The sequence below is a fragment of the Rhizobium sp. 9140 genome, assembly GCF_900067135.1.
Lineage (GTDB): Bacteria > Pseudomonadota > Alphaproteobacteria > Rhizobiales > Rhizobiaceae > Ferranicluibacter.
In genome coordinates this window covers 3,573,127-3,595,290 of sequence record NZ_FJUR01000001.1, presented here as the reverse complement: position 1 = coordinate 3,595,290, position 22,164 = coordinate 3,573,127, and the positions used below count along the sequence as shown (strand labels likewise).

The 22,164-nt window shown below is 63.7% G+C and carries 25 protein-coding genes, 1 tRNA gene and 1 pseudogene; 14 read left to right on the top strand and 13 right to left on the bottom strand.

Translation table 11 applies throughout. The features are described from left to right. Positions 1-88 precede the first annotated feature (88 nt). The 3 genes from GA0004734_RS17010 to GA0004734_RS17000 all read right to left on the bottom strand — a co-directional run bounded on the left by GA0004734_RS17010 (position 89) and on the right by GA0004734_RS17000 (position 2,396). A tRNA-Met gene (locus GA0004734_RS17010) sits at positions 89-165 on the bottom strand. Positions 166-312: 147 nt separating this feature from the next. Continuing rightward, positions 313-1,509: a tRNA 2-thiouridine(34) synthase MnmA gene (gene mnmA / locus GA0004734_RS17005; protein WP_092935545.1), complete on the bottom strand. Its 1,197-nt coding sequence runs from the start codon at positions 1,507-1,509 to the stop codon at positions 313-315. Positions 1,510-1,664: 155 nt separating this feature from the next. Next, entirely contained in the window at positions 1,665-2,396 is a 732-nt protein-coding gene (locus tag GA0004734_RS17000) for a helix-turn-helix transcriptional regulator (RefSeq protein ID WP_092935543.1), read from the bottom strand. Positions 2,397-3,030: 634 nt separating this feature from the next. Between GA0004734_RS17000 and GA0004734_RS16995 the strand changes: the two genes are divergently transcribed. Further along, on the top strand, positions 3,031-3,306 hold the full coding sequence (locus GA0004734_RS16995) for a CtrA inhibitor SciP (protein ID WP_092935541.1): 276 nt from the start codon (positions 3,031-3,033) through the stop codon (positions 3,304-3,306). 376 nt (positions 3,307-3,682) lie between these two features. Here the strand turns inward: GA0004734_RS16995 and GA0004734_RS16990 are convergent, their stop codons facing one another. Then, on the bottom strand, positions 3,683-4,033 hold the full coding sequence (locus GA0004734_RS16990; protein ID WP_092935538.1) for a flagellar export protein FliJ: 351 nt from the start codon (positions 4,031-4,033) through the stop codon (positions 3,683-3,685). Between the two features lie 446 nt (positions 4,034-4,479). On the opposite strand from GA0004734_RS16990, the gene ctrA reads away from it, so the two are divergent. Continuing rightward, complete coding sequence (gene ctrA / locus GA0004734_RS16985; RefSeq protein ID WP_056339603.1) at positions 4,480-5,178, top strand: response regulator transcription factor CtrA; 699 nt, start codon at positions 4,480-4,482, stop codon at positions 5,176-5,178. A gap of 251 nt (positions 5,179-5,429) precedes the next feature. Here ctrA and GA0004734_RS16980 read toward each other — a convergent pair whose 3' ends face one another. Further along, positions 5,430-5,792: a response regulator gene (locus tag GA0004734_RS16980; RefSeq protein ID WP_092935536.1), complete on the bottom strand. Its 363-nt coding sequence runs from the start codon at positions 5,790-5,792 to the stop codon at positions 5,430-5,432. A 211-nt stretch (positions 5,793-6,003) separates the two neighbouring features. Then, positions 6,004-6,645: a histidine phosphotransferase ChpT gene (locus GA0004734_RS16975; protein ID WP_092935534.1), complete on the bottom strand. Its 642-nt coding sequence runs from the start codon at positions 6,643-6,645 to the stop codon at positions 6,004-6,006. A gap of 255 nt (positions 6,646-6,900) precedes the next feature. Between GA0004734_RS16975 and GA0004734_RS16970 the strand changes: the two genes are divergently transcribed. Both GA0004734_RS16970 and GA0004734_RS16965 read left to right on the top strand, forming a co-directional pair. After that, positions 6,901-7,536, top strand: coding sequence for a DUF1134 domain-containing protein (locus tag GA0004734_RS16970; RefSeq protein WP_092935532.1), 636 nt, complete (start codon positions 6,901-6,903; stop codon positions 7,534-7,536). Positions 7,537-7,650: 114 nt separating this feature from the next. Then, complete coding sequence (locus tag GA0004734_RS16965) at positions 7,651-8,829, top strand: hypothetical protein (protein WP_092935531.1); 1,179 nt, start codon at positions 7,651-7,653, stop codon at positions 8,827-8,829. 4 nt (positions 8,830-8,833) lie between these two features. On the opposite strand, the gene GA0004734_RS16960 is transcribed toward GA0004734_RS16965, so the two are convergent. Together GA0004734_RS16960 and GA0004734_RS16955 are read right to left on the bottom strand one after the other, a co-directional pair. Continuing rightward, positions 8,834-9,670, bottom strand: coding sequence for a TrmH family RNA methyltransferase (locus GA0004734_RS16960; RefSeq protein ID WP_092935530.1), 837 nt, complete (start codon positions 9,668-9,670; stop codon positions 8,834-8,836). A gap of 2 nt (positions 9,671-9,672) precedes the next feature. Further along, the gene (locus tag GA0004734_RS16955; RefSeq protein WP_092935529.1) at positions 9,673-10,053 is read right to left on the bottom strand and encodes a hypothetical protein; all 381 of its coding nucleotides are present in this window, start codon (positions 10,051-10,053) and stop codon (positions 9,673-9,675) included. A 30-nt stretch (positions 10,054-10,083) separates the two neighbouring features. Here GA0004734_RS16955 and GA0004734_RS16950 point away from each other — a divergent pair, with 30 nt between their 5' ends. The 4 genes from GA0004734_RS16950 (at position 10,084) to GA0004734_RS26075 (ending at position 12,976) form a co-directional block, all read left to right on the top strand. Continuing rightward, on the top strand, positions 10,084-11,106 hold the full coding sequence (locus GA0004734_RS16950; RefSeq protein ID WP_092935528.1) for an RluA family pseudouridine synthase: 1,023 nt from the start codon (positions 10,084-10,086) through the stop codon (positions 11,104-11,106). A gap of 103 nt (positions 11,107-11,209) precedes the next feature. Beyond that, positions 11,210-11,467, top strand: a complete 258-nt coding sequence (locus GA0004734_RS16945; protein ID WP_092935527.1) for a DUF2171 domain-containing protein — start codon at positions 11,210-11,212, stop codon at positions 11,465-11,467. A 219-nt stretch (positions 11,468-11,686) separates the two neighbouring features. After that, positions 11,687-12,592 carry an RNA polymerase sigma factor RpoH gene (rpoH, locus tag GA0004734_RS16940; protein ID WP_092935526.1) on the top strand — a complete coding sequence of 302 codons (906 nt, stop codon included), beginning with the start codon at positions 11,687-11,689 and terminating at the stop codon, positions 12,590-12,592. A 210-nt stretch (positions 12,593-12,802) separates the two neighbouring features. Then, complete coding sequence (locus tag GA0004734_RS26075) at positions 12,803-12,976, top strand: hypothetical protein (RefSeq protein WP_175386438.1); 174 nt, start codon at positions 12,803-12,805, stop codon at positions 12,974-12,976. 9 nt (positions 12,977-12,985) lie between these two features. Here GA0004734_RS26075 and GA0004734_RS16935 read toward each other — a convergent pair whose 3' ends face one another. Together GA0004734_RS16935 and GA0004734_RS16930 are read right to left on the bottom strand one after the other, a co-directional pair. Then, positions 12,986-13,312: a hypothetical protein gene (locus tag GA0004734_RS16935; RefSeq protein WP_092935525.1), complete on the bottom strand. Its 327-nt coding sequence runs from the start codon at positions 13,310-13,312 to the stop codon at positions 12,986-12,988. 83 nt (positions 13,313-13,395) lie between these two features. Continuing rightward, a complete protein-coding gene (locus tag GA0004734_RS16930; RefSeq protein WP_092935524.1) occupies positions 13,396-13,578 on the bottom strand; it encodes a hypothetical protein in 183 nt (60 codons plus the stop codon). A 160-nt stretch (positions 13,579-13,738) separates the two neighbouring features. Between GA0004734_RS16930 and GA0004734_RS16925 the strand changes: the two genes are divergently transcribed. The 6 genes and pseudogenes from GA0004734_RS16925 (at position 13,739) to GA0004734_RS16900 (ending at position 20,018) form a co-directional block, all read left to right on the top strand. Further along, the gene (locus tag GA0004734_RS16925; RefSeq protein ID WP_092935523.1) at positions 13,739-15,040 is read left to right on the top strand and encodes an amidohydrolase family protein; all 1,302 of its coding nucleotides are present in this window, start codon (positions 13,739-13,741) and stop codon (positions 15,038-15,040) included. Continuing rightward, a complete protein-coding gene (locus GA0004734_RS16920; RefSeq protein WP_245292451.1) occupies positions 15,037-15,525 on the top strand; it encodes a bleomycin resistance protein in 489 nt (162 codons plus the stop codon). The genes GA0004734_RS16925 and GA0004734_RS16920 overlap by 4 nt, the downstream gene beginning before the upstream one ends. 27 nt (positions 15,526-15,552) lie before the next feature. Then, positions 15,553-16,471: pseudogene (locus tag GA0004734_RS16915) on the top strand (LysR substrate-binding domain-containing protein). 109 nt (positions 16,472-16,580) lie between these two features. Continuing rightward, positions 16,581-17,957 (top strand): LLM class flavin-dependent oxidoreductase, encoded by a 1,377-nt coding sequence (locus GA0004734_RS16910; protein WP_092935522.1) that lies wholly within the window; start codon positions 16,581-16,583, stop codon positions 17,955-17,957. A gap of 137 nt (positions 17,958-18,094) precedes the next feature. After that, positions 18,095-18,622 (top strand): flavin reductase family protein, encoded by a 528-nt coding sequence (locus tag GA0004734_RS16905; protein ID WP_092935521.1) that lies wholly within the window; start codon positions 18,095-18,097, stop codon positions 18,620-18,622. 10 nt (positions 18,623-18,632) lie between these two features. Continuing rightward, on the top strand, positions 18,633-20,018 hold the full coding sequence (locus tag GA0004734_RS16900) for an FAD-binding oxidoreductase (RefSeq protein WP_175386436.1): 1,386 nt from the start codon (positions 18,633-18,635) through the stop codon (positions 20,016-20,018). Between the two features lie 19 nt (positions 20,019-20,037). On the opposite strand, the gene GA0004734_RS16895 is transcribed toward GA0004734_RS16900, so the two are convergent. The 3 genes from GA0004734_RS16895 to GA0004734_RS16885 are packed head-to-tail and all read right to left on the bottom strand — an operon-like array spanning position 20,038 to position 22,132. Beyond that, positions 20,038-20,829 carry an amino acid ABC transporter ATP-binding protein gene (locus tag GA0004734_RS16895; RefSeq protein ID WP_092935519.1) on the bottom strand — a complete coding sequence of 264 codons (792 nt, stop codon included), beginning with the start codon at positions 20,827-20,829 and terminating at the stop codon, positions 20,038-20,040. After that, positions 20,826-21,494 (bottom strand): amino acid ABC transporter permease, encoded by a 669-nt coding sequence (locus GA0004734_RS16890; RefSeq protein ID WP_092935518.1) that lies wholly within the window; start codon positions 21,492-21,494, stop codon positions 20,826-20,828. The genes GA0004734_RS16895 and GA0004734_RS16890 overlap by 4 nt, the downstream gene beginning before the upstream one ends. Then, the gene (locus tag GA0004734_RS16885; protein WP_092935517.1) at positions 21,491-22,132 is read right to left on the bottom strand and encodes an amino acid ABC transporter permease; all 642 of its coding nucleotides are present in this window, start codon (positions 22,130-22,132) and stop codon (positions 21,491-21,493) included. The genes GA0004734_RS16890 and GA0004734_RS16885 overlap by 4 nt, the downstream gene beginning before the upstream one ends. Positions 22,133-22,164: the final 32 nt, after the last annotated feature.

The window sequence follows — 22,164 nt, the reverse complement described above, 5'->3', positions numbered from 1 at the left end:
GTCGCGTCCGGCTACAACCGGCTACAGCGGCACACGCCTTATCAAGGCTGATGGCTCGTTCATGCAAAATTATGGAAATTGCGCAATTTGGTAGCGGGAGAGGGACTCGAACCCCCGACACGCGGATTATGATTCCGCTGCTCTAACCACCTGAGCTACCCCGCCGCCGGATGCGACCTTTGGTCGGTCGCTTGCGGTGGGCGGCTTATAAGATGTGGGTCAGGGGGGTGTCAAGCGATGGTGGAAAAAAAGCCGGAGGATGTGCGGGGCGAGGGCCGAGCGCTTGTGGGACAGGGCTGGCCGTCGCCGGGTTCAGGCGGCGGCGGGGGTTTCCAGGAGGTGGCGCAGGGCCTGTTCGGCGGCGGGTTCGCGTTCCGAGCGCAGGATGAAGCCGCCGCCGTAAACGCGGGCGTCTTCGCCGGGGCCGGAATAGAGCGCGCAGGCCTGTCCGGGCGCGATGCCGGCTTCGCCTTCCATGAGTTCCACGGTGATGCCCGACGCATCGACCTTGAGCAGGGCCGGCGCGGGAACGCGGGTGGAGCGGACCTTGGCATAGCAGGCAAGGCCTTCCGCCGGCAGGTCTTCGAGCGCCACATCGCCCAGCCAGTTCATGTCGCGCAGCTGGACGCGGCGTGTCTCCAGCGCCTCGCGCGGGCCGACGATGACGCGGCAGGAGCGGGCGTCGAGGTGCACGACATAGAGCGGCTCGCCGGTGGCGACGCCGATGCCGCGGCGCTGTCCGATCGTGTAGTGCAGGATGCCCTCGTGGCGGCCGAGAACGCGGCCGTCGAGATGGACGATATCGCCGGCCAGCGCCGCATTCGGCTTCAGCTTGGAGACGATGTCGCTGTATTTGCCCTGCGGCACGAAACAGATGTCCTGGCTGTCGGCCTTTTTGGCGACGACAAGCCCCATATCCTCGGCCAGCGCCCGCGTTTCCGCCTTGGTCAGGTGGCCGAGCGGGAAGCGCAGGTAATCGATCTGCTCCTGCGTGGTCGCAAACAGGAAGTAGCTCTGGTCGCGGTCGGCGTCCGTCGGGCGGTAGAGCGCGCGGCGGCCGGGGAAGCCCGGCTGCGGATTGGCGCGCGAGCGGATATAGTGGCCCGTCGCCAGCGCATCGGCGCCGAGGTCACGGGCGGTCGCCAAGAGGTCGGCAAACTTGACCGTCTGGTTGCAGGCCACGCAGGGGATCGGCGTTTCCCCGGCGATGTAGCTCTCGGCAAACGGATTGATGACGGTTTCGCGAAAGCGCTGCTCGTAGTCGAGCACGTAATGGGGAATGCCGAGCACGTCGCAGACGCGGCGGGCGTCGTCGATATCCTGGCCCGCGCAGCAGGAGCCGGCGCGGTGGACGGCAGCGCCGTGGTCGTAGAGCTGCAGCGTGATGCCGAAGACGTCGTAGCCCTCCCGCTTCAGAATGCCCGCGACGACGGAACTGTCGACGCCGCCGGACATGGCAACGACGACGCGGGTATCTTCAGGCTTGCGGTCGAAATCGAGGCTGTTCACGAGAGATGGTCCGATTCTGTCGGATGACCGGCGCGGCGTTCGCGCCTGCACCTTGCTTGACGCCAATATAAAAGGTCGAGGCCGGGTCTACAAGCACTGCTGCGTGCGGCTGCCGATGCGCACCGCGCAAGCCGCGGCGACGGGGCACAAAACCGTCAGATGATCTTCAGCCGCATGGCGCGGGCGATCGCCTGCATGCGGTTGACGGCGTCGAGCTTGCGGGCGGCGGTCTTGAAGTAGCTGCTGACGGTGTAGGCGGAGATGCCGAGGATGATGGCGATCTCGTCGCTGCTCTTGCCGGCAGCGGCCCAGCGGAGGCATTCGATCTCGCGGGCGGAAAGCTTTTCCCGCGTGGTGACGCCGGCGTCCATGGAGCGCTCCAGCCGCTCGAACAGCTGTAAAAGGATATAATAGAGCTCTGCCGCCTCGATGCCTTCCGGCGCGTCGCGGCTGCCGGACAGCGTAACGATGAAGGGATCGGCATAGGTCGTGTGCAGCAGCACCGCGAGCGTGAACGCCATGGAGGGGGTGATCTCGACGGCGGTCACGGGTTTGCCGTGGAGGCCGAGAAGGGTGGCTGTCTCATTGAACACGGGCAACTTGGTGTGGCGCAGCTCCTCCACCAGCCGGCTCAGCCGGAAAATGTCGAGCGCGTCGTAGCCCCGCACCAGATCGGAGGGCCAGCTGCTGACGACGAGGCGTTCGGCAAAATTCTGCTGGTCGCCAGCCGGAGCGCGTACGATCATGAAGTTGTCGAAGCCGAAGTCGGCGGCGCATTGCCGCATGAGGCGCAGGACTTCGTATTCCGTCTGGACGGAGGACGGATCCGGGGTCGGAAAGAGCAGGCTCGATCTCCCGCTGCTCACCGTTTCATCGACGTCAGGCATTGCGTCTTCACCATTGCCGGCTCGGCCGGCTCCTTGTTTCCGCATCCTTCCGTCTGCACATGCAACGGTTCTGTTGCGCGTCCGGCGTCTCGACCTCATCGGGCGGGCGCGCCGGGCGGCATCGGCCGTCGCAGTCTAACGGAAAAATACCGTGATGGCATCCAGGGATGCGCATGCGTGAAATCTCGCAGCCTACGATGGTGCGAGGCTGATATCCTGCAGTTTCCCGACGTCGTCGTGCCCTCGCGGCACTGTCTTGGGCACCGTCCAAGGCCCCGTGACGACGAAAAATGCGATCAATGCCCGCTGCGGACGCGCCGCATGCTGCTGCTTCGCCGCGATCTGTACGAAAATCTTACGACGTTTCCTACCCGCTGCTTTCGCATGGCAGCTATGCGGCGGAGTCCTCGCGCAATGCCGGATTTCCACGGCTTTGCGGTGTGCGGAGGGCCGATGCAATCGGGGCGCGGTGTCATGCCTTGAAGGCGGAAAGAACCCTTCTTTCCGCATCGGAGGAGCCCTTTGCGGCAAGTCATTCGAATGATGGATAAATTGTGCCGTCGAGCTTAGGCAAATCTTAAATGTGGCAGGCTAGGCTCTCGGAATATGGTCTTGAGTATGTGTAGAGAGTCCAATGACCGAAATGGTACGACCCCGCGTGAAGTATGTCATCGGCCCGGATGGCAGCCCACTGACGATCGCCGATCTTCCCCCGGCGAACACGCGGCGCTGGGTGATTAGACGGAAGGCAGAAGTGGTGGCAGCCGTTCGCGGCGGCCTGCTGAGCCTTGAAGAGGCCTGTGAGCGGTATACGCTGACGGTCGAGGAGTTCCTGTCCTGGCAGGCTTCGATCACCGATCACGGTCTCGCAGGGCTGCGCACGACGCGCATCCAGCAATATCGCCACTGAGAACATCAGGGCGTCATCAATCGGCTCGAGCGGTCGCGACCTTCGTCGCGGCCGCTCGATTGCGTTTTGGATTCCGGTGATGGGCGCGGTTCGATCGAGGTGAGGAGGGGGAACGGCCGCGCGCGTCAGCGCCGGCGAGCCTCGAGACGTCGCTGCAGCCAGGTTTGGCCGCGGGAAGATCTGGCCGCGGGAAGGCTTCGCGCAAGTTCGTGGGCTTACGTTCGTCACATGTGTCGTTCGGTCGCGCGAGAAAGCGCGGTCGTCGGCGAAAGACGGGAATGGAAAGCACAACGACGACGGCCGCGCTTCGGAGCGAGGCGCGGCGTCGTTCGTCAGGCTGGACTGCCGGTCAGGTTTGACGGCCGGCAGATCAGGATCAGGCGCGCAGGCGCACGAGACCGTCGCGTTCTTCGAGTGCGGAGGCCTTGGCGAATTCGGCCTGGACGTCTTCCAGAGCGAGTTCTGCCGCGTCCTGCTGAACTTTCAGTTCCCGAACCGACACTTGCAGATTGTCGGCCCGCTGGCGGGCCGCCTTTGCAAAGGTCGGATAGGCAAAATGGGACGGATCCGAAATGCCAGACTTTTTCTCCTCGAATGCGATCTGATGCTCCAAATCCTTGGTCATCCTTTCGAATTCAGCCATCATCATCTGAAGCTGCTTCAGTTGACGCTGTTTGTCTTTCACCTGAAATTCCTTCAGGCGGACAAGGCTCTCACGTGACTTCATACGCAATACTCCCGCGGTGCGAGACCCGGCATCTCACTTGCAACCCTTACCGAAGGCTCATGCCTGCGGCTCCGCGAAAAAACCCCAGCGATCTTAACAAATGCCTACCGCTGGTAACGTTTCGTTTACGGGCATAGTTAATCCTAGGGACGATCATTTAAGGCCCGGTAAATGGCCAACGCGAAATGTGACGCTTTGGTGTTTTGGCGAGTCTCTGGAATCCGATAAGGTGGTTCGCTCACCTTCAGGGTGAGAAAGCCGTTTTATCAAAAACGAACAAAATCAAGGGGCTGAGAAATATATTTAACAAATGCTGTGCACCTTGCCAGAGGGAATCAGAATTTGTTAACCATTTGGTGGCAAGCTCCAAATCAGGCAACGACTGGATCCGTTTAGCGTCAGGCAGCCTTGCACGACCTTTCAGCTGCGGAAAAGGGGACAAAAACATGCGGGTTCTGCTTATCGAGGACGACAGCGCGACAGCGCAGAGCATCGAGTTGATGCTCAAGTCTGAGAGTTTTAATGTGTACACCACCGATCTCGGTGAAGAGGGCGTCGATCTCGGCAAACTCTACGACTACGACATCATCCTGCTCGACCTCAACCTGCCCGACATGTCGGGCTACGAGGTGCTCCGGACCCTTCGCCTCTCCAAGGTGAAGACCCCGATCCTCATCCTCTCCGGCATGGCCGGCATCGAGGACAAGGTTCGTGGCCTGGGCTTCGGGGCTGACGACTACATGACCAAGCCGTTCCACAAGGACGAGCTTGTGGCGCGCATCCATGCGATCGTTCGCCGCTCCAAGGGTCATGCCCAGTCCGTCATCTCGACCGGCGAGCTGATCGTCAATCTGGATGCGAAAACCGTCGAAGTCGGCGGGCAGCGCGTTCACCTGACGGGCAAGGAATACCAGATGCTGGAGCTGCTTTCGCTCCGCAAGGGTACGACGCTGACCAAGGAAATGTTCCTCAACCACCTTTACGGCGGTATGGACGAGCCGGAACTGAAGATTATCGACGTCTTCATCTGCAAGCTACGCAAGAAGCTGGCAAACGCTGCCGGCGGCGCAAACTACATCGAGACCGTCTGGGGCCGTGGCTACGTGCTGCGCGAACCGGAAGGCGATCTCGCCGAAAGCGCCTGATATCGAGGATGTTTTGAGAGCCATCGGCGATCATGCATCCCGCAGTGCAGGATCGCCGTCATCGGCCAAGAGCGTTCGCCGTTAGCGGCCCAGATAACTCGCCGTTACCGGAAATGACCGACCCGCCCTTCGTGGCGGGTTTTTCGTTTTCAGCGGTCTGGAAAGCGCTCGCATCTCGCGGACACGAAAAAGGCCGCCTTGCGGGCGGCCGATCTCGGATAGGGGAGGGGAAGCCCGAAGGGGGACTCGGGTCAGGCCGCGGCGGCATAGGCGCCGAAGACGCTGGTCAGGATCTTGCGGTCGAAGGGCTTCAGCAGGAAATCGTCGGCACCGGCGCGTTTGCCTGCCATCATCTTGCGCAGGTCTGCCTCGATGACGCAGTAGTAGATGCGCACGGACTTGCCTTCGGACATCACGCGAATGTTGGCGATCAGTTCCAGCGCGCCATCCAGGCCCGCATCGACAATGATGATGTTGGGAAGCTCGGCTTCGCATCGCGCCAAGGCCTCGAGGCCGTTGGCGGCTTCCGAGACGAGAAAGCCCATGCCGGAGAGAATGCGCTTTCCGACCTTGCGCACCACGTCGGAGTCGTCGGCGATCATCAAGCGCTGCATGGGAGCTCCTTGCCCTTTCATTCCCGTGAACGGAAGACCTCGACGCAAGGCCGAAGGCGGATCTCCGCCCTGGCGCTGCATCAACGTCCAGTTGCGCACTCTCAGGATCTGTCTTGCGAGACCGGAGGTGTACGCTCGTCTCGGGATTATAAGGCGTCGTTGGCAAACAAACCGTTACCGGAGCAGCGAAGAGTGACGGCGACGTTCGGTGTTAGATGGAGGAGGCCAAGAAGACGATCTCTTCCGGGGCCGGGAGAATCTCGATCTTCATGCTGGCTTCGTCTGCCAGCAGAACCGTGTAATAGGGCTGGATCGTATGGGCATCGACGGCTTCTTCCAGCGTGCCGGAGAGAAGTTCGACAAGCCTGGGTGGTACGCGCATCATCTTGCCGCGCACGACAAGCTTGAAGACGGCGTCGTATTCCGGGTTTTCCAGCGTCACATCCAGCGAGCCGCCACGCGGAATGGCGCCGTAGGCGATGAGGAAGAGGTTCAAGAGCAGCTTCACGCGGTTCTTCGGAATGATGACGCGTGGGCCTGTCCAGGTGATCTCGGTCTTCTTTTCCACCACGGCGAAGTCACGCGCTGCCTTTTCCGCTTCGCCGGTGTCGATGGACGCGCCGACCGAGCCGGAGGCCCCGAAGGCGAGGCGGGCGAACTTCAGGCGGACGGCGGCGTTGAGCGCGCTGGTGCGGATGAGGTCCATGGCGTCGGCATCGGCGCCGCCTTCGTCCAGAAGCTCCAGGCCGTTGTTGATGGCGCCGACCGGCGAGATGATGTCGTGGCAGACACGGCTGCAGAGCAGGGCAGCGAGATCGGGGCCGGTCAGGGTCAGGTTCGGATTCTTTTCCATCGTCATGTCCTTAAAGGTCGCCCTTGCCGATCGTCCCGGTGCGCGACGGGATCGCGCGGGCAGTTTTCCGCTATGGTCTAGAGGGTGAAGATTGCGCGGACGTGGCGTGTCCAGTCCGGCCATAATGACACCATGTTTGGTAAACCAATTGTTAAGATGATGGGTTCAGAGTGGCGGAATCCCGGGCCGGGGCCTCAGACAGGCGCGGCCTGCTCCTGCCGATACCCTATCGGCCTTGGGATAACGGAGGATGCGATGTTGCCGAGATCGAAATTTGCGCCGTCGAGAGACGTTGCCGCCCGTTCCTCGCGGTGCAGTCTGCTGTCTGCCGTGAAAGCCGTCGTGTTCGGCGTGCTGGCGCTGTGCGTCGCCGTCTCCACCGCTGCCGCGCAATCCGCCAACAACACGTCGCAATATTCCATCCAGGAAATCGTCGACGCGGGACACGGCTTCTTCGGGTCCACATCCGGCGGTCTTGCCAAGGTGGTCGAGCGGGCGTTCCAAAGCTATGGCCTGCCGAACGGCTATATTCTCGGGCAGGAGGGCTCCGGCGCCTTCGTCGCCGGGCTGACCTATGGTGAGGGAAGCCTGAACACCAAGAATGCCGGTCAGCACAGCGTCTACTGGCAAGGTCCCTCGCTCGGTCTCGATGCAGGCGGTCAGGGCAGCCGCATCATGATGCTGGTCTATAACCTCCCGAGCGTGCCCGGCCTTTACAAGCGGTTCGGTGGCGTTTCCGGTTCGGCCTATGTCGTGGCCGGCGTCGGCATGACGGTGCTGACGGACGAGCATATCGTGCTCGTCCCTATTCGAACCGGCGTCGGCGCCCGCCTCGGCATCAATGTCGGCTACCTCAAGCTGACCCAGCAGCCGACCTGGAATCCTTTCTGACCGTACTTGGCTTGCTGCTTGCCGGTCCAGCGCTTGCCAATCCAGGGCCGAGCGCGAATAATGACGCGCGAGGGCCGGGTGCCCTTGCCCAACCGTCTGTGAAGTGACCTCCGCGTGATCCAATTTGCACTGCTGTTCGCCCTGGGCTTTCTCACCGCGATCCTTCTCGGTGCGCTGGTCGCACCCGTCATCCACCGGCGGATCGTGCGGTTTGCGGAGGACCGGCTGAAGGCGACCACGCCGCTGTCGCAACAGGAGGTGCGGGCTCAGAAGGATGCGGCGCGCGCGATCTATGCTGCGGAGAACGTGCGCACCAGCCAGACGCTGAAGCGCGAGCGCGACAAGGCGATCTCCCTTATGCTGGCCCGCGAGAAGGCCGAGCAGGACGTGCGGACGGTGCGCGCCGAGAATGAGGCGCTTCGGGCTCAGATGGACGAGATGAACGGAGAGGCGGGAGACCTGCGCTCCGGCATCCGGCTTCTGGAACAGCATATCGAGCGGCTGAAGAATGCGCTAGGCACGCTGGAGACGGATTACGCCTCCAAGACCGAGCAGGCGGCCTTGCTGGCGCGCCAGCTCGATCGCGTTTCCGCCGAACTCGACGAGGTTCGCGCCGTATCGGCTGCGGAAGCGTCGCAAGTCGATGAACTTCATGCAAGAGCCGGTGGCCTGCGCGATGAGCGCGAAACCCTGCGCGACGAGCGGCGGCGGGAAAGCGAGAAGGCGAAGGCGCTGGAACTGAAGCTGGCGCAGCACGAGATCCGGGCAAAGCAGCTCGAATCCCGCCTGACGACCGCCAATGGGCTGCTGGCCGACCGGGAAACCCATCTGGAACGCAGCAGCGCGGAAATCGACCGCCTCACCACGCGCGTTCGCGAGATGACGGCGGAGCTGGCGGCGGCAATGCCGGCATTGCGCGTTGCGGGGATCGAGCCGCGATCCCTTGCGAAAGAGGCGGCTGATGATGGTGGCCTGCCGACCACGGCACGAGAGGACGCGATCGCACTTCCGGCGCCGGACGAGACCATGCTGCTCTCGCCGCCCGGTATCCCCACGCCGGAGCGCCTGGCGGCGGATGCCGGCGCCTTCATCGACCGCCTCATGGCGTCCGATCCGGCCGACGACGCGGACCTGCGCGAAGACCTCTTGCAGATTGCGGCTGGTATGACCGCCCTGACGGCAAAGAACGAGGGAGAGGCATCGCCCATTCCCGCGCTGCTGGCGCGAGAGGCGGACGGCGGCGCGACGACGCTGGCCGCGCGGACCCGGTCGCTTCTGTCCTCTATCTCCTGAAACGTTAGACGAGGCCGTTGAGGCTGGCGATCCGGTGAAGGGCTATTCCCGTCGCGGTGGCGACATTGAGGCTGTCGAGACCCGGCTTCTGCCGGATACGAGCCGTGCGGATCGCGGCCATGATGGCGGGCGGCAGGCCTTCGCCCTCGGCACCCACGACCAGCGCCGTGCGCGGCGCGGGTGGGATATCGTCCAGATTGGTTTCGCCGCGCGGCGACAGGCCCCAGAGCGCAAAGCCGTGGCCCTCGATGGCCGCAAGCAGGTTGCCCGCCGTACCCTGGCGCACGAAGGGGACGGTGAGCACCGCGCCGACGGAGACGCGGATCGCCTTGCGATACAGCGGGTCGCAGCAGGTTTCGTCCAGAAGCACGGCGCTCGCGCCGAAGGCGGCGGCGTTGCGGAAGATCGAGCCGACATTGTCGTGATTGGAGAGGCCGCAGGCGGCGAGGATCAGAGCCTCGTCCGGCAGGGTCGAGAGCAGGCCCTCCAGCGTTTGCGGCCTCTGCCGCATGCCGATGGCGAGCACGCCGCGATGCATGTCGAAACCGGCGATGGCATTGAACACCGTGGCATCCGCGACGAAGACCGGCACCGTGTCCTCGAACTGCGCGAGAATGTCGGCAACGCCCGGAAGCCGGTTTTCGAGAAGCAGGATCGCCTCGGCCGTAAACGGACCGCCGCCGGCAGCCGACGCCGCCAGCATGCGCAGCACCACGGTGCCCTCCGCGATGAAGCGGTTGTGACGGCCGGTCAGGTCCCGCTCGCGAATCGAGACGAAGGCTGCGATGCGCGGATCGGCCGGGTCCGTGATGCGCTCGGCGACGCGCTCGGTGTCCGGCACGGTCAGTTCGCGGGTACGGAGATGTCGGCGACGATGCGGTTGGCGGCGATGTCATAGACGAGCGCCTTGCGGACACCGGCGAGCGTGCCGAAGAACAGGATCTGACCGCCCGAAAGCGAGGTGTCGGTGATCTCGAAGCCTTGCGGAAGCACGGCGGTGGCCGCCAGCGGCGCATCGCTCGGCACGCCGGCGGTTGCGTTTGCGAGCGAGGGCGCTGCGCTCGGACGCGTGACCTTGTAGACAATCGCGCCCAGCACGGCCATAAGCATGACCAACATCACACCCGCCGAGACCAGCTGCAGGCGGATCATCTTGCGGCGAACGTTTTCCATCACCGGATCGAGCGGCTTTTCGTCCTGTTCGTCAGGTTCCTGGAGCGACATGGGCGGTTTGACCTCACGGATTGAGCAAGAATGAACGACCCCTTTAACGAAGCGGCAGCCCCAAGGAAAGTCCTGACGGCGCAAGACGATGCATCCGGGCGCATGGATGCCTGGCTGACCGAGCAGATGGACGGCCTTTTCTCGCGCAACCGCATCAAGGCGCTGATCGAGCAGGGCGCCGTGCGCGTCAATGGCAAGCCGGTGCTGGAGCCCAAGCGCAAGGTGCAGCCGGGCGACGTGTTCGAGATCGGCATGCCGGAGCCGGAAGACCCGGAGCCCAAGGGCGAGAACATCCCGCTCGACGTCCTTTATGAAGATAACGACGTGATCGTGCTCATCAAGCCGCCGGGTCTGGTCGTGCATCCCGGTGCCGGCAACTGGACGGGGACGCTTGTCAACGCGCTCATCCATCATTGCGGCGACAGTCTTTCGGGCATCGGCGGCGTCAAGCGGCCGGGCATCGTCCACCGTCTGGACAAGGACACAAGCGGCGTCATGGTGGTGGCGAAGAACGATCTCGCCCACCGGCACCTTTCCGACCAGTTTGCCGACCATGGCCGCACCGGGCCGCTGGAGCGCGCCTATGCCGCCATCGTCTGGGGCCGTCCGCGCGGCCTTCGCGGCACGATCGACGCGCCGCTCGGGCGCGCGGGAGACCGGATCAAGCGGGCGGTGAAGAAGCACGATGCGGACGATGCGCGCGAAGCCATCACCCATTACGAGGTGACCGAGCGTTACCACGAGAAGCCGGATGCGACGGCGCTGGCCGCCATGGTCGAATGCCGGCTGGAGACGGGGCGCACGCACCAGATCCGCGTCCACATGGCCTATATCGGGCATCCGCTGGTGGGCGATGCCGATTATGGTGCGGCATTCCGGACGAAATCGAACCTTTTGCCGGACGCCGCCAAGGCCGTCGTCGATCGGTTTCCGCGCCAGGCGCTGCATGCGTTCATGCTGGCGTTCGAGCATCCGGCAACCGGTGAGACGATGCGCTTCGCCTCGCCGCTGCCGGACGATATGCTGGAACTCGCCGCGGCTCTGAAGGCCTAAGGCCGCGAGCGTTCTTGCGGGCGGTCGTGAAATCTCAAGCCTTGCATGCATCCTTTTGTCGATGCCGGCGTTTTTCCGGTATCGATAGCCAAGGAGAGACATCATGATCGATGGTAACCAGATTAAGGAACATGCCGAAGTCATCAGTGCCGATGGCGTCCATGTCGGAACCGTCGATGGTGTCGAGGGCGACCGCATCAAGCTGACGAAGAAGGACAATCCGGTCGGCCATCAGGACCATCACCACTTCATTGCCTTATCGCTCGTCGAGAGCGTGGATGGCAACCGGGTTCGCCTCAGCGCCAAGAGTGACGAAGCGTTCCTGTCCGAGCAGGAAGATGACGGCGCTGCCATCCGCTAGCACTGCGCGGAGATGCTGAAAATCCGGCTCGAGGGGTTGATTTCAGTTCCTCGATGCCGATCTTACCGAGATATTCCGAAGCCAAAGGATGGGGTCGCAATCGCGCGGCTGCATCCTTGAATCATGCGCTGCGCGTTCTTATCTTGGTGACCTGTGGGGTCGAAGGACCCACATGCCCGGCTTGCCAGCTGGAGGCCGGAACGAGAAAGGGGTGCAAACATGGCCCGTAGTACGATGCCGACACTGACCGCCGGCGAAGGTGGTCTCAATCGATATCTCGATGAAATCCGCAAATTCCCCATGCTGGAGCCGCAGGTCGAGTATATGCTCGCCAAGCGCTACCAGGAACATGACGACCGTAAGGCCGCCCATCAGCTCGTGACCAGTCATCTGCGCCTCGTGGCGAAGATCGCCATGGGCTATCGCGGCTACGGCCTGCCGATCGGCGAAGTCGTTTCCGAAGGCAATGTCGGCCTGATGCAGGCCGTGAAAAAGTTCGATCCGGAGCGCGGTTTCCGCCTTGCGACCTACGCCATGTGGTGGATCAAAGCCTCCATTCAGGAATATATTCTGCGCTCGTGGTCGCTCGTGAAGATGGGCACTACCGCCAACCAGAAGCGGTTGTTCTTCAACCTGCGTCGCCTCAAGGGCAAGATCCAGGCGCTGGATGACGGCGACCTGAAGCCCGATCAGGTCAAGCAGATCGCGACGACGCTGAACGTATCGGAAGCCGAGGTCATTTCGATGAACCAGCGGCTGTCCGGCGACGCGTCGCTGAACGCGCCGATCAAGGCGGGCGAGGGCGAATCCGGGCAGTGGCAGGATTGGCTGGTCGATGCCAGCGACAGTCAGGAAGACATCCTGATCGAGCAGGACGAGTTGGAAAACCGCCGTTCGCTTCTGTCGGGTGCGATGGAGGTGCTCAACGACCGCGAGCGCCGTATTTTCCAGGCGCGTCGTTTGACGGAAGATCCGGTAACGCTGGAAGAACTGTCGACCGAATTCGAGATCAGCCGCGAACGCGTCCGCCAGATCGAGGTTCGTGCCTTCGAGAAGGTGCAGGACGCAGTGCAGAAGGCCGCTCTGGCCCGGGCGCAAGCCTTGCGGGTCGTTGAAGACGCTTAAATCGGCGCTTTTTTGACATATCCAAGCCCGGCTGCCCTTGCAGCCGGGCTTTTTGTTCTGTTCTGGTCATATCTCGAAGAACTGCTGAAAATGCGACGGATTGCTTTAGGATTTTGACATCGAAAAAGGCCTACAAGACGAAATGTGACGTGCATCGCCGGCGTGCCTGCGGTTCGGGTTTCAGATAATGTCGTTGGAAAGAGGCCTGTCATGCAAGAGACAATGGAGGGCCATGCCATGCCGATGCAGCGGCTCCGACCTGCTCCCGGCCAGAAAAGCCGGACGGTGAAGCCGACACTGAGGATCCTGGCGATTGCCGGTGCCCTGGCTTTGTCCGCTGGACTGTGGATCGGCGCCTACGCTCTGGTTCGCCTTGTCTGGTAAAGATGCAGCTTAATTGGCGCCGTCTCCGGCTGCGAGCAGAATGCGCAGTTCCCGATCCAGCGCGTCGGCAATCTGCCGCGGGTCGGATTCATCCGCAGAAGCGGCATCGATGTCAAAGAGTTGGATAACGGCAAGGTCGATCTGCATCTCTTCAGCGGAAACCGGATCGGGCTCCGGCTCGTAATAGATCCGGCAGTGGTCCACAAAATCGCGACCGACCTCGCCGTCAAGCAGAAGCGCTAGCATCTTGCCGTTCTCGTCACGGAAGTGAAAGACCGTGTTCAGGCCTTCCGGCGTTGTCGATAGGTGACGTGCTGCGAATGCGAGTTCCGACATTGACGACCTCGAATTTTCTCAACAGTTCGCAATCTACCAGATGTCGTGGTGCGTCGTCGCTAACTTTTTGCAGTGCAGCAAAATCAGCCGGCGAAGCGTTCCATGACGAAACTGTCGGGCGAGCCCTGCAAGACGCGGTTGGACTTTCCAAGCGACATGGAGCTCATCGAAACGGCCGGTGCATCCCGCTGCGACAGCATGGCTGCGGTCATGAAGGTTGCGGTCAGCGCGATATAGGCTGTCAGGGCTGCAAATCGTATCGACATGGCATCTCTCCTGGTTTTCGGCACAACTCACGCTTTCTTCGAAAGTTCCGTAAGCCACGGATGACTTCGGGGAAAGCGCGCCTTTGCCGGCTTTGCGCGCTTGCCGGGGCGGTGCGACCGTTTAATATGACCGGGAGCCTTTCGACCGACGGAGCCGTTTATGACGTTCGACACCATCATTCGCCATGCCAACCTTGCCGATGATCGGATGGGCGTCGATATCGCGATCTCTAAGGGGCGGATCGTTGCGGTGGAACCCGGCATCACGGCGGAGGCGGGCGAGATCATTGATGCGGGCGGCCGGCTCGTCAGTGCGCCGTTCATCGACATTCATTTTCATATGGATGCGACGCTGTCGCTCGGCACGCCCCGGCTCAACCGGTCGGGCACACTGCTCGAAGGCATCCAGCTTTGGGGCGAGCTGAAGCCGCTCCTGACCAAGGAAGCGGTGATCGAGCGGGCGTTACGCTATTGCGACCTTGCGGTTTCGCAAGGTCTGCTGGCTGTGCGCAGCCATGTCGACGTCTGCGACGAGCGGCTGACCGGGGTCGAGGCACTGCTGGAGGTGAAGGATCTCGTTCGGGATTATCTCGACCTGCAACTGGTGGCCTTTCCGCAGGACGGGTATTTCCGCTCGGCGACGGCGGCCCGCAATCTCGAACGCGCCCTCGACATGGGCGTGGATGTCGTCGGCGGCATTCCGCATTTCGAGAGGACGATGGAGGACGGGCGGCGCTCGGTCACCGCGCTTTGCGAGATCGCCGCGAAACGGGGATTGCTGGTCGATCTGCATTGCGACGAGACCGACGACCCGATGTCGCGCCATATTGAGACGCTGGCTTACGAAACGCAGCGCCTCGGGCTTCAGGGACGCGTGGCCGGCTCGCACCTGACCTCCATGCATTCGATGGACAATTATTACGTCTCCAAGCTCCTGCCGCTGATCGCGGAGGCGCAGATCCACTGCGTGCCCAATCCGCTGGCCAATATCGTGCTGCAAGGGCGGCACGACACTTACCCGAAGCGGCGCGGCATGATGCGCGTTCCCGAACTGATGGCGCTCGGCGTCAACGTCGCCTACGGGCAGGACAGCTGCATGGACCCGTGGTATTCGTTCGGCAATGCCGACATGCTCGACGTCGCCCACATGGCCGTCCATACGGGGCATATGACGAGCCCGGTGGCGGTCAGGGCCTCGTTCCGGGCGGTCACCGAAAACGCGGCCCGCACCTTCGGGCTCGAAGGCTACGGCATCGCGCCGGGTTGCCATGCCGACCTCATTCTTCTCGAAGCGCGTGATGCCGCGGAGGCGGTGCGCATGCGGGCGAACCGGCTGATGGTGCTGCGCCGCGGCAAGATCGTCGCGCAGACGCCGCCGCGCACCGCAACGCTGTCGCTTGCCGGCAGGCCCGGCACGCTTGAGCCCTGGCGATATGCCCCGGTCGAGGCGTCGGCATCGTGAGCCTCGACATTACGCCTCCCCGCCTCGGGCAGAGCGAACGCAACGCGGCCGACAGTGCCGGCGAGCGTCCGGCGGGCGGGTTCAACGCGCTCGTGCCGGAACTCGATGTGACCGATCTCGCGCGCAGCCTTGCTTTCTGGTGTGATCTCTTGGGCTTTCGCATCGCCTACGACCGGAAGGCGGCGAATTTCGCCTATCTGGAGCGCGAGGGTGCGCAGGTTATGCTGTCGCAGATCAACGGCACATGGGTCACGGCGCCGCTGCAGCCGCCGCTCGGCCGCGGCGTCAATTTCCAGATCGCGGTCTCCGATATCGCCGCCATCGCGGCACGGCTGGAGCAGGCGAACTGGCCGCTCTTCCGGGGTTTGAAAGACGCCGTCTACAATGTCGGCGGGGTAGACTGTGCGTCGCGCGAGCTGCTGGTGCAGGATCCGGATGGCTATCTCGTGCGCCTCGCACAAAGCCTTCCGGTTGGCGCGATATAGGTTGGTTCGGACCTTGGGGCATCGCCGATGACGGTTATCGCGCTGAGAGCGTTGCAGGCCTTCGAAGCGGTCGGTCGGCTCGGCAGCGTGACGGCGGCGGCGGCCGAGCTTGGCGTTTCCCCCGGGGGCCGTCAGCCAGCACCTGCGCAAGCTGGAGGCGCATCTCAGCGCGAGCCTGATCGAGCGGCGCGGCCGGCGCATCGCGATGACGGCGCTCGGTCACCTCTATCATGGCGAGATCGCCAAGGGCTTCCAGCAGTTCGAGGAGGCGGGACGCGTGCTGGCGCGGGCGCGCAATACGGGCGGGCTGACGCTGTCTGCGCTGTCGTCGGTGGTCAATAAATGGATCGGCCGCCGCATCTTCGACTGGCAGGCCGCGCATCCCGATGCGCAGATCCGCATTCTCGGGCAGGACGCGGAGCCTCGGCTTGGCATCGATGCGGTCGATTTTCGCATCACCTATGGCCTGCGCGGCAGCCAGCATCCGCACAACGCCGCGCTGTTTCGAGACTGGGTGGTGCCGGCCTGCGCGCCGGCGCTGATCGCGGAGCATGCCGGCCCTGTGGGTCCCGCCGAGATCCTGCGCCATCCGCTGCTCCATGTCGCCTGGGAGCCGCATTTCTCGACCTTCCCGCACTGGCGCGACTTCGCTCATGCGGCCGGCGTGGACTTCGTCGAAGGCGGGCCGGGCCTGTCGTTCACGTTGTCATCCAGCGCCATCGATGCCGCGGTCAACAAGCGCGGCTTCGTGCTGGCGCAGATGTCGATGATCACGGACGAGCTTGCCGCAGGCACGCTGGTCGTGCCCTTCGACCTTCGGCTGCCCCTGCCGGAGAGCTATTTCCTCGCCTGGGACCGCTCCGCGCTCGACAAGCCGCATGGGCAGGCCTTCCATGGCTGGCTGACGGCGCTCGGGCGGCGGCAGGGACTGGCGTCGGCGCCGTAATGACCTTGCGCGATTGTTTAGAAAAACTCACATAGAACGTCATTTGCCGGGCTTGTCCGCCGCCCGGTTCCCGCCATACTCCGGGCAGTCGATAACGAAGGGACATACGATGGCACGGCAGGACAAGCTCAAGCTCGGGACGTTCGTCTACACCTTCGGGTTCCACCCGGCGAGCTGGCTGCACCCTGCCAGCGATGTGAACGGCGCAAACGATATCGCGCATCTCAAAAAGGTGGCGCAGATGTCGGAAGCAGCCAAGTTCGACTTCCTGTTCATGGCGGATTCGCCGGCAGCCGGCATCGGCGATCCCGACGCGCTGGCCCGCAGCCCCACCAAGATGAACCGCTTCGAGCCGCTGACGCTTCTCTCGGCGCTCTCTATGGTGACGGAGCGGCTGGGCCTCGTGGCCACCGCGTCGACCAGCTATTACGAGCCCTTCAACCTCGCCCGCATCTTCGCCTCCATCGACCAGCTGTCGAACGGGCGCGCCTGCTGGAACGTGGTCACCTCGGATCACGACGAGACGGGATATAATTTCAACCGTACCGGTCTCGATCCGCATGAACTGCGCTACGAGCGGTGCCGGGAGTTCGTGGACGTCGTCTTCGGGCTCTGGGACAGTTTTGAGAAGGACGCGCTGCTGCTTAACCGCGATAGCGGGCTCTACTACGACAAGGCCCGGCATCACATGCTGAGCCATGTCGGCAAGCACTATCAGGTGCGCGGCCCGCTCAACATTGCGCCCTCGGCGCAAGGGCGGCCTGTGATCGCGCAGGCGGGCGGGTCCGAAGCCGGCATGGACCTTGCCGCGCGCACCGCCGAGATCGTCTTCAGCCTCGCGTCCAATATCGACCGGAACCGGGCGTTCTACGCGAACGTCAAGGAACGCATGCCGGCGCTGGGGCGCAATCCCGACGACCTCAAGATCATGCCCGGCGTGGTGCTGAATGTCGGCGAGACGGAGGCCGAGGCGCGCGCCAAGGTCGATTTCCTCATCGACAAGCTGCACCCCGATGTCGGGCGGTTGATGCTCTCGGAATTTCTGGAAGCGGACTTGCGCGGCGTACCGCTGGACGAGCCTTTTCCGATGGACCGGCTTCCCGAGCAGCCGAAGGGCTCCAAGGCGCTCTTCGAAGAACTGATAGACTTCGTGAAGAAGGGCCATACGGTGGGCGAGTTGATCCGCCTCTATGCCGAAAAGCACACCGGCAACGGCATCACCGGCACGCCGGTGCAGATCGCGGATTTCATGGAGGAATGGTTCGAGACGCGCGCGGCCGACGGCTTCATCCTGATGTTCCCGACCCTGCCGGCAAGTCTTGAGGACTTCACGGCGCTGGTCCTGCCGGAACTGCGCCGCCGCGGCCTGTTCCGGGAGGAATACGAGGGCGCGACGCTGCGCGAGAACCTCGGCATATCCCTGCCGGTCAATCGCTATACCGCCGCCCGGCAACGTTCGGGCGCGCCAGACGTTCAGGCTCGGTAAAGCATAAGTGACGATTGCAGCCCGTCTTTCGTAGCCCCAATTCTGGTAGAAGGAAGATCTTCAGTGCATTCGGATAGACAGGAGGCCCCGGACGAGCAACCGTCGTCCGGGCCGTTGCAGATGCGAGGTGCCGAGACATGACTGCTGCCGTTTATCCGTCGCCCGTAGAGGGGGCCGCGCCCGATGCCGCCGATTTCAAACTCTCCATGCGCCATCTCGCAGGCGCCGTCTGCGTCATCACGGTGGGCGACGGGGAGGAGCGGACCGGATTTACCGCGACGTCTGTCACCTCCCTTTCGGCCGAAGTCCCCTCGGTCATCGTCAGTCTCAACCGCACATCCTCCTCCTGGCCGGTGCTTGAGCGAAGCGGCCGTTTCTGCGTCAACGTGCTCGCGGAAGGTCAGGACGGTGTCGCGAAAGCCTTTGCCGGGGCGGACGGACGGCGGGGCGCCGAGCGCTATGCCGGTGCCGAATGGACGAAACTCGACAGCGGCGGGTGGGCGCTTGCCGACGCGCTGACCGTCATCGACTGCGGTCTCGACGAGGCGCTGCATCGCCACACGCACGCCATCCTCATCGGCCGCGTGCGCAGCGTGCAGGTCCGTCAGGGCGTGGCGCCGCTTCTCTACTTCAATGGCGGCTTCCGCACGCTGCTTCCCGAATAGGACGACCCGCATGCCTGACATCGACGCCGTCATCGCCGCCATAATCGCGGCCGTTCCCGGTGTGGACATCAGGACAGGTGCCGATATCGTCGCGCTCCATCCCGGCGAACATCCCGACAATCTCGGCGGCTCGGCCGTTATCGCGCCGCGCGATGTGGCTTCTCTCTCCCGGATCGTCGGGATCTGCGCCGGTGCCGGCATCCCGGTCGTCACCCATGGCGGACGGACGGGGCTGGTCGGCGGCGGCATCTCGGCGGCAGGCGACGTTGTGATCTCGCTGAAAAATCTCGACCGTATCCTCGAGATCGATCCCGTCGGCGGCGTGGCCGTGGTGGAGGCCGGGGTCACCCTCGAGGCCTTGCAGCAGGCGGCGGCCGCATATGGTCTGGAGCCGGGCATCGACCTTGCGGCGCGCGGATCGGCGACGCTCGGCGGCATGGCCTCCACCAATGCCGGCGGCGTCATGGCGTTCCGCAACGGCGTCACGCGCCATCGCATTCTCGGGCTGGAAGCCGTGCTGCCGGATGGCGGCATCTATCGCGACATGGTGCGCGTGGTGAAAAACTCCGCCGGCTACGACCTGAAGCACCTGCTGATCGGGGCGGAGGGAACGCTCGGTATCATCACCGGGCTGGTTGTGAAACTGGACCCGGTGCCGGCGGCCAGCGCCACGGCGCTGTTCGGCTTGCCCTCGACGGAAGCCGCATTGGCGCTGATGGGGCTTGCCCGGGCCACGGGCAAGTTGCGGGCCTGCGAGGCGATGTGGTCGCGCTATTTCGGCTTCACGGCGTCGCATTTCGGCTGGCGCGAAACCAGCGACGCGACGCCGGTGCATCTGGCGATAGGGCTTGGCGGCGAGACGGACGAAGCGCTTCTCGGCATGCTGGCCGGGCTCTACGAGGCGATCTGCGAGACCTATCCCGAAACGACCGCGGTGGTTGCGGGCTCGGTGCAGCAGGCGCATGAAATCTGGCGGTTGCGAGAGGAGACGGCGCTGATGTACCGGGCCTTTCCGGCAGCGCCCTCCTACGACATTTCCGTGCCGATCGATCGCCTCGGCGCTTACCTCGCGCGGATCGCGCCGGCGCTCGAAGCCATTGACGGTCTCTCTCCGTTCATCTTCGGCCATGTCGCTGACGGCAATCTGCACATCGTGCTCGACCGGCCGGGAAGCTGGATGACGGAGGGGCGTCGCGATGCCGTCGAGCGCGTGCTGTATGACGGGATCGGCGCGATGGGCGGGTCGTTTTCCGCCGAGCACGGCGTCGGCTCGAAGCGTATTCACGCGCTGCTGGCGACGGCCGACCCCGTGAAGCTGGCGACGATGCGGGCGATCAAGCAGGCGCTCGACCCGAAGGGGTTGTTCAATCCGGGCAAGGTGCTGCCGGTGGCGTGAGGTCGCTCCCGGCTGTTGGTCAGGCCAGCATCGAGGCGCCGCGGTCGAGATAGGTGTCGAGGAATTGCTCCAGGCGCGGATGGCGCGGTTTGCCGAAGACCTCGGATGGCGGGCCGGAGAAGAGCAGGCGGCCCTGATCGAGAAAGCTTATCCGGCTACCGACGGTCGCGGCAAAGCCGATCTCGTGGCTGACGACCACCATGGTCATGCCCTCTGCCGCCAGATCCCGCATGACGTTCAGCACCTCGCCGGTCAGTTCCGGATCGAGCGAGGAGGTGGGTTCATCGAACAGCATGATCTTCGGCTTCAGCGCCAAGGCCCGCGCAATCGCCACGCGCTGCTGCTGGCCGCCCGACAGCTGCGAGGGATAATGCCCGGCGCGGGCCTCGAGCCCCACCTTCACCAGTTGCTCCATGGCGCTGGCCTCGGCGTGCTTCCGGCTCATCTTGTGCACGGTGCGCAGGGCTTCGCTGACATTGCCGAGCGCCGTCATGTGCGGCCAGAGATTGAACTGCTGGAAGACCATGCCGATCTTTGAGCGGATGGCGCGGTTCGTGGCGGCGGGAATGCGCTCGCGCATGCCGTTGGAATTTTCCGAGAAGCCGAGGACTTCTCCATCCACCGTGATGGTGCCGCTCGTCGCCTCCTCCAGAAAGGCCATGCAGCGCAGAAGCGTGCTCTTGCCCGAGCCCGAGGGGCCGATGAGGCAGGAGACCTGTCCCGGGGGAATGTCCAGATCGATGCCGTGCAGCACGGCGGTGTCGCCGTAGCGCTTGACGAGATTGCGGGCGGCGATGGCGGGAAGGGTCATGTCGGGGAAAACCTGTATCGGGACAAGCGATGCTCGGCATAGCGGCCGAACTTGTCGGTGACTTCCACCAGCACCCAGTAGAACACGGCGAGCAGGAAGAGCGATTCGACGAAGGCATATTGCTGGGAGCCGATGGCGCTGACGGTGAGCGTCAGCTCCGGAACGGTGATGATGGAGAGGATCGCGGTTTCCTTCATCAGGATCACGGCCATGTTGATGGCGGGGGGAAGCACCAGCATGGTCATCTCCGGCAACAGGATGCGCCGTACGATCTGGCCCTGGCTGAGGCCGACGCATTCCGCCGCCTCGATATGGCCTTTCGGGATGGCGGCGAAACCCGCACGGAAGATCTCGCTGAAATAAGCGGCGCCGTAGATCGTCAGGCCGAGGAGCCCGGCGGGAATGGGATCGAGCGCAAGGCCGATGAAGGGGCCGCCGTAATAGAGCAGGAAGATCTGGATCAGGAAGGGGGTGCCGCGCAGCACCTCGACGGCAATGCCAAGCGGCCAGTCGAGGACGCGACCGCCATAGCGCCGGCCGACGGCGACGAGAAAGCCCAGTGCCGCACCGCCGATGGTTCCGGCGATCCAGAGAAGCAGCGTGACGCCGGCGCCGGAGAGGATGGCGGGGAGTTGTGCGAGAATGACGTCGATATCGAAGGTCATCGCGGCACTCCCGGCAGGGACCGCTCTATGAGGCCGCCCGTGCGCGCCACCACCCAGTTGATGACGAGATAGATGAGGCCGGCGCAGGCGAAGAGTTGCAGCGGCAGGAAGGTGCTGCCCGCCAGATCCTGCGCCATGCGCGTCAGCTCGACGATGCCGACGACGGAGACGAGCGAGGACGCCTTGAGGATGAGGATCGCCTCGTTGACGAGCGCCGGAAAGGTGAGCCGCAGCGCGATCGGCACCTTGATGCGGCGGAAAGCCTGGGACGGGGTAAGGCCGACCATCTCGGCGGATTCGATCAGCCCGCGCGGCACGCTGGCAAAGCCGCCGCGCAGATTTTCCGCCTGATAGGCCGCCGTGCAGAGCGAAAGGCCGATGATGGCGGCGACGATGCTGGGTACGTTGAGGCCGATGACGGGCAGCAGATTGTAGATCAGCAGCAGCTGCACGAGGAGAGGCACGCCGCGAAAGAAGCTGATGAAAATCCGGGCAGGAACCGCCAGCGCGCGGCGGCCGGACAGGAGCATGCCGGAGAGGAGAATGGCGATCGCAAAGCCGATGAGGATCGACACGAGGCTGATGCCGATCGTGTAGAGCGAGGCTTTGAGAAGGAGTTCGAACAGCTTGAAGGACATTGCCGGGCCAATTCGTCGGGTGGGCTGTCGGT